This is a genomic window from Stagnihabitans sp. (assembly GCF_964946895.1).
In genome coordinates this window covers 24,160-34,168 of sequence record NZ_CBBQHX010000042.1, presented here as the reverse complement: position 1 = coordinate 34,168, position 10,009 = coordinate 24,160, and the positions used below count along the sequence as shown (strand labels likewise).

At 62.8% G+C, this 10,009-nt stretch carries 10 protein-coding genes; 9 read left to right on the top strand and 1 reads right to left on the bottom strand.

Features of this window, described 5'->3' with window-relative positions:
• Nucleotides 1–393: uroporphyrinogen decarboxylase family protein (locus tag AC1Y2B_RS19845; protein ID WP_482254856.1), on the top strand; the 393-nt coding region annotated here is incomplete at its 5' end.
• Nucleotides 394–525: 132 nt separating this feature from the next.
• A complete protein-coding gene (locus AC1Y2B_RS19840) occupies nt 526–1,608 on the top strand; it encodes an alkene reductase (RefSeq protein ID WP_482254855.1) in 1,083 nt (360 codons plus the stop codon).
• 48 nt (nt 1,609–1,656) lie between these two features.
• Here AC1Y2B_RS19840 and AC1Y2B_RS19835 read toward each other — a convergent pair whose 3' ends face one another.
• The gene (locus AC1Y2B_RS19835) at nt 1,657–2,415 is read right to left on the bottom strand and encodes a FadR/GntR family transcriptional regulator (RefSeq protein ID WP_482254854.1); all 759 of its coding nucleotides are present in this window, start codon (nt 2,413–2,415) and stop codon (nt 1,657–1,659) included.
• 239 nt (nt 2,416–2,654) lie between these two features.
• Between AC1Y2B_RS19835 and AC1Y2B_RS19830 the strand changes: the two genes are divergently transcribed.
• Genes AC1Y2B_RS19830 through AC1Y2B_RS19800 form a run of 7 tightly spaced genes read left to right on the top strand, consistent with a single transcriptional unit; the run spans nt 2,655 to nt 10,002 of the window.
• On the top strand, nt 2,655–3,665 hold the full coding sequence (locus tag AC1Y2B_RS19830; RefSeq protein WP_482254853.1) for a sugar ABC transporter substrate-binding protein: 1,011 nt from the start codon (nt 2,655–2,657) through the stop codon (nt 3,663–3,665).
• Between the two features lie 51 nt (nt 3,666–3,716).
• Entirely contained in the window at nt 3,717–4,502 is a 786-nt protein-coding gene (locus AC1Y2B_RS19825; protein ID WP_482254852.1) for an ATP-binding cassette domain-containing protein, read from the top strand.
• A 3-nt stretch (nt 4,503–4,505) separates the two neighbouring features.
• Entirely contained in the window at nt 4,506–5,513 is a 1,008-nt protein-coding gene (locus tag AC1Y2B_RS19820; RefSeq protein ID WP_482254851.1) for an ABC transporter permease, read from the top strand.
• Nucleotide 5,514: 1 nt separating this feature from the next.
• Nucleotides 5,515–6,678: a galactonate dehydratase gene (gene dgoD, locus AC1Y2B_RS19815; protein ID WP_482254850.1), complete on the top strand. Its 1,164-nt coding sequence runs from the start codon at nt 5,515–5,517 to the stop codon at nt 6,676–6,678.
• Nucleotides 6,678–7,415, top strand: coding sequence for an SDR family NAD(P)-dependent oxidoreductase (locus tag AC1Y2B_RS19810; protein WP_482254849.1), 738 nt, complete (start codon nt 6,678–6,680; stop codon nt 7,413–7,415). The genes dgoD and AC1Y2B_RS19810 overlap by 1 nt, the downstream gene beginning before the upstream one ends.
• Entirely contained in the window at nt 7,412–9,124 is a 1,713-nt protein-coding gene (locus AC1Y2B_RS19805; protein WP_482254848.1) for an IlvD/Edd family dehydratase, read from the top strand. The genes AC1Y2B_RS19810 and AC1Y2B_RS19805 overlap by 4 nt, the downstream gene beginning before the upstream one ends.
• Nucleotides 9,124–10,002 carry a dihydrodipicolinate synthase family protein gene (locus AC1Y2B_RS19800; RefSeq protein ID WP_482254847.1) on the top strand — a complete coding sequence of 293 codons (879 nt, stop codon included), beginning with the start codon at nt 9,124–9,126 and terminating at the stop codon, nt 10,000–10,002. The genes AC1Y2B_RS19805 and AC1Y2B_RS19800 overlap by 1 nt, the downstream gene beginning before the upstream one ends.
• The last annotated feature ends 7 nt before the right edge of the window (nt 10,003–10,009 follow it).

Below are 10,009 nucleotides of genomic sequence, written 5' to 3'. Positions count from 1 at the left end.
CAGGATTTCACCGATTTCGCCGTGAAGCCCGCGGCCCGCATCATCTCGGCGCTGAAAGCCAAGCATCCCGGCTTGCCTGTCATCGCCTTCCCGCGCGAGGCGGGTGAGGGTTATGTCGGCTTTGCGGCTGCCACCGGGGCGGATTGCGTGGCGCTGGACAATTCGGTCAGCCCCGAATGGGCTGCCGCACATGTCCAGATCAGCGGCTGCGTGCAGGGCAATCTTGCGCCCGAACACATGGTCACGGGCGGCGAGGCGCTGATGCGCGAGACGAGGCGGGTGGTGCAGGCCTTCAAGAACGGCCCGCACATCTTCAACCTCGGCCATGGCATTACGCCAGACGCCAACCCGGATAACGTAACCCTGATGATCGAAACAGTGCGCGCAGGCTGACCAAGGTCAACCCGCCGCAATTTCAAGGGGCGTATCGGTGCATCGGCGCACAGTGCAGCCGCAGATCGCAGCCTTGCGCAGGGCGGCGGTTTGCGCAAGCTGCCGGCCATCCCTTTGTTCTCAGGAAATCAAATGGCACATATCTCTGTCTTCGAGCCCTTCACCATGGGGTCGCACAAACTCTCCAACCGCTTCGTGATGAACCCGATGACGCGCTGCCGCGCCGATGCGGATGCCGTACCGACGTCGATCATGGCGGACTACTATGGTCAGCGCGCGTCGGCAGGACTGATCGTCACCGAAGGCACTGCGCCTTCGGCCAACGGTCGTGGCTATACCCGCCAGCCGGGCCTGTGGACGGACGCGCAGGTTGCAGCCTGGAAGCCGGTCACCGCTGCAGTGAAGACCAAGGGCGGCGTGATCTTCGCACAGCTGATGCACACCGGGCGTGTCAGCCATCCGGCCAACATGGAAGCGTCGGCCCGCGTCGTAGCGCCGTCTGCAGTGGCCTTGGCCGGTCAGATGTACACCGATGCCGCCGGGATGCAGGACTATCCCGTGCCTGAGCCGATGACGGCTGCAGACATTGCCCAAGCCAAGGCAGAATTCGTCAACGCTTCCAAAAACGCAATTGCGGCGGGCTTTGATGGCGTGGAACTTCACTCTGCCAACGGCTACCTGCTGGAGCAGTTCCTGTCGCCCGTGACCAACCAGCGCACCGACAGCTACGGCGGCTCGGTCGAAAACCGCATCCGCTTCGTGGTCGAGGTGGCGCAGGCCGTTGTGGCTGCCATCGGGGGCGACAAGGTCGGCATCCGGATATCGCCCTATGGCATGGCCTCGGGCATGACGCCCTATCCGGAGGTGGACGAGACCTATCTGGCGCTGGTCAAGGCTTTGGCCGATGCCGGTCTGGTTTATGTTCACGTCGCGAACCATGCCGCGATGGGCAATCCGGCGATCCCGGCGGACTTCCTGAAGGCCCTGCACGCCGCCTTCCCACGCACCTTCTTCATCGGGGGCAGCTATGATCTCGCCTCGGGTCAGGCGGCTGTCGATGCCGGAGAGACTGATCTGGTCGGCATCGGCCGCGCCTTCATTGCCAACCCGGATCTGGTGACACGTCTGAAGAATGGCACGCCCTTGGCCGCGCCGAACTTCGACCTGTTCTACACCCCGGGCGCTGCGGGCTACACCGACTACGCAGCCGCCTGAAGCTTCTGTCCGCACATCAAGGGGCCGTGGGGAAACCTGCGGCCCTTTTCACATATTGCCGACAGCGGCGCGCAGGTTCGCCTCGGCACTGTCGAGAATTGCCGTCATCGCCTCTACCGCAGCCTTTTCTTCCCGCGCCGTGACATGCTGAAAGATCAGCGCATGGGTCTGGCACAGGTTCTCCATCGTCTGTCCCGCCAAGCGCTGCCCCCGGTGCGAGGTCGCAAAGGCCTCCATCAGCGAAGATTCCATCGCCTCGAACAGATAGGTCAGCACGCGGTTGCCGCCCGACAGGGCCAGCGCCTCGTGAAAGCGGACGTCCGCCTTATGGAAGGCCTGTTCGGCCTCTGGCCCTTCGGCCCCGGCGTCAATCTGGGCAGCGGCGGCGCGCATGGCGGCCAGGGCACCTTCGACCGCCGCCAGACCAGCGCGGCTGGCGTGGCGGGTGGCAAGAACCACCGACTGAATCTCCAACGAGCGGCGGACCTGAAGCAGATCAAACAGGCTCTTCGGGTCGGACTTGATCAGCGAGGTCAGGAAGGCCCCGAACATCGCCCCATCCGGCTGGGTCACGACAGCCCGCTTGCCCCGCGCAATGCTGACCAGTCCACGCCCCGACAGGATCTTCAACGCCTCGCGGATCGTGATGCGGCTGACGCCAAAATCGGCGGCCATCTCTGCCTCGGACGGCAGTTGGGCGCCCGGGCGGTGCTGCGACAGGATGCGCTGACCCAGGCCATCGGCCACGGAAGCGGCGGCGGAAGCCAAGGGGATTGGACGGGTGGTCGGGGATCTGAGTCGGGCCATTTTGCAAACATATATGATAAGTTTGTTGCGGTAAACACCACGGCCCCTGTGCTGATGCAGCAATTTCGGCCAATTAAGCCGCAATGCAGCGAATATCTTGAAATATTTGGCTGTTTTTCGGGACTTTGGCAGGCCTTTTCTGATGAAGCTTTACAAACTTATATGCTTCCCCTAGCGTTCCTTTGACGCGCCAAATGCGACAACAGCATGTGCGGGTTAGATCCAATTGGGAGGATGTCATGAAACTGAACGTATCGCTGAGCCGTGCGGTTGCCGGTTCTGCACTTGCCCTGTCTTTGATGGCCACCACGGCCATGGCGGGGGATCCGACGCCGAAGTGGTGCTCGGGCGTGAAGATTGCCGCCTTCCCGGGCGGCCCACAGGGCGGCGTGTTCGCCAACAACGTCTACAACGGCTTCAAGCAGGCCGAGTTGGACCTTGGGCCGACCGTGACCTACTATTTCTCGGACTGGGATCCGAACAAGATGCTGCAGCAGATCCAGCAGGCTGTTGCCACAAAGGTCGATGGCATCGCGACCTATGGCTTCGCCGGTGAGGCCGCAACCGGCCCGATCGTCGACCAAGCTTACGCGCAAGGCACAATCTTCACCTCGCTCAACACCTCGCTGCCTGACAGCCAGAAGAAGTACGCTCCGAACGGCTTTGGCTATGTCGGCGCGCCGAACTATGACGCGGGCTTTGCGCTGGGGGCCGAAGCTGCCAAGCGCGCCAAGCTGGCGTCGGGCGACAGCGTCTTCGTCTGGGGCCTGAAGGGTCAGGGCGGCGACCGGGGCCAGCGCACCGTGGGCGTGATTGACGCCCTGACAAAGGCTGGCGCCAAGGTGATCTATCAGGAAATCGACGCGGCGACCAACGCTGACCCGAATGCCGGCACAGCGACATTCGTGGGTGTCATGGGCGCAAATCCGGGCATCAAGATCGTCGTCACCGACCACGGCGGCCTGACCTCCAACGTCGGCGTTTATGCCAAGGCGGCGGGTCTGAAGCCGGGCCAAGTCTACTTCGCGGGCTTCGACATGTCGCCCAACACGGCGCAAGCGGTGAAAGACGGATACCAGAACCTCGTGATCGACCAGCAGCCCTTCCTGCAGGGCTATCTGCCGATCCTCAACATCTGCCTGACCAAGAAGTACGGCTTCTCGGGTCTGGACGTGAACACCGCCGGGGCCTTCGTGGACTCGACCAACGTGGATGCCGTGGCGCCGCTGGCTGCTGTTGAGATCCGCTGAACTTCCGGGGCCCGTTCGCACGGGCCCCTTTTCCTTTGCATGGGTGTCCTAATGGCTGAAGCTTCCCCCCGCGCCGGGGCGGTGCCGGTTATTGAACTGCGCAACGTCTCCAAGACCTTTGGCGAGGTTAGGTCCTTGTCAGACATCAACTTCGCCGTTTATCCCGGTGAAATCGTGGGCCTTCTGGGCGACAACGGGGCGGGGAAATCCACGCTGGTGAAGACCGTGATGGGCTTCCACAAGCCTGATCCGGGTGGGGACGTGTTCTTCAAGGGTCAGAAGATCGACGACTGGTCGGTGGCCCGCGCCCGGGGTTTGGGGATCGAGACTGTCTACCAAGAGCGCGCCTTGTGCGAGAAGCAGCCCATCTGGCGCAACATGTTCATGGGGCGCGAGCCTCGGACTTCTTGGGGCCTGCTGGACGTCAAGAAGATGCGCGAGGAATCCGCGCGGTTGATGTCCGAACACATGGGCTTCACCTCTGCAGCGGTTCACCCTGACAACGTGGTGACCACCATGTCAGGCGGCGAGAAGCAGGGTGTGGCGATCACCCGCGCTTTGTATTTCGATGCGCAACTGGTGATCCTGGACGAACCGACCATGGGCCTCTCCCTGACCGAGACCAAGAAGACCCTCGATTTCGTCAGCAATATCAAGAAGGCCGGCAAGTCGGCCATCTTCATCGACCACAATATCTTCCACGTCTATCCGGTGGTGGACCGCCTTTACGTGCTCGACCGTGGCAAGGTGGCTGGAGTGTATGACAAGAGCCAGATCACCATGGAAGAGCTGATTGACCGCCTGTACCGGGTCGCCCGGACCGGAACGCTGGAGTAAGCCATGGCCGAAAAACCCAAGAACAACCGCGTGGCGCCTCCCTCGTTCTTGCGCCGGTATGGCAGCCAACTGGGCATCATCGGCGTCGGTCTGGTGATGTGGCTGGGGTTCGTGATCGCCGCGCCGACGGTGTTCATGAACAGCTTCATCTACGTGGCCTTCATGCAGACGACGCCGCAGTTCGGCATCATCGCGCTGGCCCTGACCTTCGTCGTCATCACCGGCGAGATCGACCTGTCCTTCCCGTCCATAATGGCCTTGGGCACAGCAATCTTCTGCCTTGCCGTCACCCATGGCGTGCCGTGGCCCATTGCGCTGCTGCTGGGCCTTGCGACTGGCGCGGCCTGCGGCTGGATGAACGGGATTCTTGTGTCGTGGCTCAATATACCGTCCTTGGTCATCACCATCGGCACCTCTTTCCTGTTCCGAGGGGTGGAGTTGGTGATCATGAACGGAACGGGCGTGCCCCTGACGGCCGAGATGTATCCCGGCCTGCACAACCTGCTGCGCGAAAGCTACTTCGGCGTGCCGGTGCAGACGATCTGGATGCTGGTGCTTTTGGGCGTCACATGGCTACTGCTCAACCGCACCCGTTTTGGCGCGCATGTGTTTCTGGTGGGCGACAACCCCACCTCGGCCCGGCTGATGGGCATCAACGCGGTTTCAGTGAAAACCCGCGCCTTCATGCTGACCGGAGTTATCGCCGTGTTCTGTGGGCTGATGACTTCCATCTACGGCTATTATTTCTGGCCGACGACGGGGGACGGGTTCCTGCTGAACACCATCGCATCCGTATTCCTCGGCGGTACTTCGGTGTTTGGCGGCACGGGATCGGTGATCGGGTCGTTCGTGGCCAGCTATATCATCGGCGCGATCAATGCCGGGATCGTCTCGGCTGGGATCAACGCGTTCTACACGCAGCTGTGCTTCGGTCTGGTCATCGTGATTTCGGTCGTCCTGCAGACCATCATCGACCGCAAGATCCGCCGTCAGTCGATCACGGGCCGCTAAGATGAAGATCACCCGCATCACCACCTCGGTCGTCAACGCCAAGATGCGCAATTGGGTCTTTGTGCGGGTGGAAACCGATCAGCCGGGGCTTTACGGCCTCGGCGAGGCGACGCTGGAGTTTCAGACCCGTGGTGTTGTGGGCGCGGTGGAGGACCTGGCGTTGCTGGTGATCGGCCAGGACCCCAGGAATATCGAACACCTGTGGCAGATCATGTTCCGCCATCCCTTCTTCAAGGGCGGGATTGTTACCATGTCGGCTCTGTCAGGCATCGATCAGGCACTGCATGACCTGAAGGCGAAGGACCTCGGCATTCCGCTCTGGCAGCTTCTGGGAGGCCAGTGCAAGACGCGGCTCAGGATGTATGACCACCTTGGCGGCGGCAGCAGCGATGCGGTTTATGACTCGGCTCAGGTCGGGTCGTTTGCCGAAAAGGCCGCGCAGTCCAAGGCCGATGGCTTTTCGGCAGTCAAAATCCTCGCCGTCGGCAAGACTGCCCCCCTCGACGGCCTCGCCGCCTTGAAACAGGCCGAAGCCCTGATGGCCGCCGCGCGCGAGGGGGCGGGCGAGGATATGGACATCATGGTGGACCTGCACGGCCGCACCTCTGCCGCCATGGCGATCCAGTATTGCGAAGTCCTTTCCCCCTACCGCCCGTGGTTCATCGAAGAACCGTGCCAGCCAGAGGACCACGAAGGCACCGCCCGCGTCGCCCGATCGACCCGCATCCCGATCGCCGCCGGGGAACGCCTTTGCCATCGCCGGGATTTCCTGCCGCTGCTCCAGTCCGGAGCCATCGCCGTAGCCCAACCTGACGTCTGCCACGCCGGAGGCTTGACCGAGGTCCGCCGGATCGCAGCCCTTTGCGATACCTTCGGCGTGTCGATGGCCCCGCACAACCCGCTTGGCCCCATCGCCACGATGGTCAACATCCACTTGGGCTTTGCCACGCCGAACTTCCTGATTCAGGAGGTGATGCGATCTGATGTACCTTGGCGCGATGACATCGTCTCGGGCGTCACCCCCATCCAAGGCGGCTATGTGGAGCCCTCGCAAAAGCCCGGCATCGGCATCGAGATCAACTTCAAGGAGGCGGCCAAGTATCCCTATCAAGACGTCAACCCGGTTCAGTGGTACCACCACGACGGCGCGGTGGCGGACTGGTGATGCGGCTTTCCGGTCATCATATTCTCGTCACAGGCGGCAGCCGTGGCATCGGCGCTGCTACGGTGCAAAAGGCGCTGGAGGAGGGGGCGAAGGTCACCTCGCTCGACATCATCGCCGGTCCGGACCTTGGGGAGAACGGCCTCTCGCTGGCGGCGGATGTGACCCATGCCGCCGACATTGCCCGCGCGGTTGCTACGGCGGCTGCGAAGTTCGGGCCTTTCACCGGGCTCGTGAACAATGCCGGCAAGAATTCGTACGCCGACCCGGTCAAAATGACAGAAACGGAGTGGGAGGATGTCTTCTCGGTCGACCTGAAAGCCGCGTGGCTGGTGGCGCGGGCGGTGCTGCCGGAGATGATTGCAGCCCAGCGGGGCAGCATTGTGAACATCGCCTCGGTTCATGCCGACATGACCTATCCGGGCATGTTCCCCTATGCTGCTGCAAAATCCGGGCTGGTGGGTCTGACGCGCTCGCTGGCGCTGGAGGTCGGGCCGCATCAGGTACGGGTGAATGCGCTGTCGCCCGGCTATACCGAGACCTTTTTGGTTCAGGAGTTCTTCGAGAAGAACGACCCGTCCCTGCGGGAGCAGGTCCTGAAAGCCCATGCCATGGGCCGCATGGCCCAGCCGAAAGAGATCGCCAACTGCATCGCCTTCCTTCTGTCGGATGAAGCGTCGTTCGTTACCGGGGCCAACTGGAAGGTGGATGGCGGGCTGACGGCGCGGTTTGCAGGATGAAGAAGCTGCGGTCTCAAGCCTGGTTTGGCGGGCAGGACAAGGATGGCTTCATCCACCGCAGCTGGATGAAGAACAACGGCCTGCCGGATGACGCCTTCGATGGTCGCCCGGTCATCGGCATCTGCAACACCTTCAGCGAATTCACCCCCTGCAACGCCCATTTCCGCGAACTGATCACCCATATCAAGGCTGGCGTCCTTGAAGCGGGCGGCCTGCCCTTGGAGTTCCCCGTCTTCTCCTGCGGCGAGTCGAACCTGCGGCCCACGGCGATGCTGTTCCGCAACCTTGCATCGATGGATGTCGAGGAGGCGATCCGTGCCAATCCGATGGATGGCGTAGTGCTGATGGTCGGCTGCGACAAGACAACGCCCTCGCTGGTGATGGGGGCGGCGACCTGTGATCTGCCGACGATTGCGGTTTCCGGTGGCCCGATGCTGAACGGACGCTATCGCGGCAAGGCGATTGGGTCCGGTACCGATGTATGGAAATTCTCGGAAGAGGTGCGGTCGGGCCAGATGACGCCGCAGGCCTTTGCGAATGCCGAAAGTGCGATGTCGCGCTCTCCGGGACATTGCATGACGATGGGCACGGCGTCGACGATGGCTTCGATGGTGGAGGCTTTGGGGATTACCCTGGCCGGCAATGCCGCCTGGCCTGCGGTGGATGCACGGCGCGCACGGCTGGCGCGAGCCTCGGGGCGCAGGATCGTCGAGATGGTGCGGCAGGATCAGACCCTGTCGCAAATCCTGACGAAGCAGGCGTTTGAGAATGCCATCAAGGTGATCGGCGCCATTGGCGGTTCGACCAATGCGGTGGTGCATCTTCTGGCCATCGCAGGCCGGATCGGGGTCGACCTGACGCTGGACGACTGGGACCGCGTGGGCCGCGATGTGCCGACGATTGTGGACCTGATGCCCTCGGGTCGGTTTCTGATGGAGGAACTGGCCTATGCCGGCGGCATACCGGCGGTGATGAAACGGATCGCGCATCTGCTGCATCTGGATGCCATCACCGCCGATGGCGGAACGGTGCGCGACCGGCTGATCGATGTGGAGATTTTCGACGACGAGGTGATCCGACCGCTGTCGAACCCGCTGGTCGATCAGGGCGGTCTGGCCGTGCTGCGCGGGAACCTTGCGCCCAACGGAGCGATCCTGAAGCCCTCGGCCGCGACCCCGGCGCTGATGCAGCATCGTGGGCGGGCGGTGGTGTTTGACGACATCGACGACTACAAGGCGCGGATTGATGATCCCGGGCTGGAGATTGACGCCACCTCGGTGATGGTGCTGCGCAATTGTGGGCCCAAGGGCTATCCGGGCATGGCAGAGGTCGGCAACATGGCGCTGCCCAAGAAGCTGCTGGCGCAGGGCGTGCGGGATATGGTGCGGATTTCGGACGCGCGGATGTCGGGCACGGCTTACGGCACGGTGGTGCTGCATGTGGCGCCTGAGGCGACGGCGGGCGGACCTTTGGCCTTGGTGCAGGCGGGCGACGAGATCAGGCTGGATGTTCCAGCCCGCAGGCTTGACCTGCTGATCCCGGCTGAGGAACTGGCTGCCCGGGCGGCGGCGTGGCGCCCCAAGTCCCGCACCTATCGCGGCGGGTATGAGACTTTGTATGTCACCCATGTGCAGGGCGCGGATGTTGGCGCTGACCTCGATTTCCTCGTCGGGCGGCGCGGTGCGGATGTGCCGCGCGAAAGCCACTGATGCGCGGCGTTCATGCCATCCTTTATGCGCTATTTGACGGTGAAGAACGGCTGGACCGCGAAGCCATGCGGCGGCAGGTGGAACTGTGCCTGAAGGCCAAGGTCGCAGGCGTCGCGGCCCTTGGGTTGGCGACAGAGGTGGCAAAACTTTCCTTCGAGGAACGCCGGACCGTCATGGACTGGGTCTCGGAAGATGTCGCCGGCCGCGTTCCTTTGGGCTTTACCATTACAGGCGCCTCTGTCGCTGAACAGATCGCCATGGTTCGCCATGCCGAACATGTCGGGGCCGACTGGATCATCCTGCAGCCGCCCGCCGTGGGCACCTATCCAGCCGAGGTATACTTGGCCTTTTTCGCCCGCGTCATGCGCGCCACGTCTCTGCCCGTGGCCATCCAGAACGCACCGCAATATCTGGGCCGCGGCCTGTCCGACACCGATATCAGTCGTCTGCGCGCCGATCATGCCAATTTCACCCTGATCAAGTCGGAATCCACCGCCGAAGGGGCCGCCAATCTGATTGCCTTGGCACCCGGGTTGACGGTCTTCAATGGGCGCGGCGGGCTTGAGATGATCGCCTGTCTGGATGCCGGCTGCGAAGGTTTCCTGCTTGCTCCTGATCTGGTCGACTATGGCGTGCGGGTCATGCAGGCCTATGACGCCGGGAACCGGGCCGTGGCGCAGGCCCTACATGACGAAACCCTGCCGGCCATCGATTTCATCATGCAGTCGATCGAACACCTGATCTGCTACGGCAAGCGCCTGTTCGCCATCCGCGCAAATTTGCTAACTTTTGACCGCGCCCCGGCGCAAAGACCGGACGCCGAGGGGCTGGCCCAAGTGGCCAAATTTGCCCGGCTTTATGGCCCACTCGGGGGCTGATCCCCCT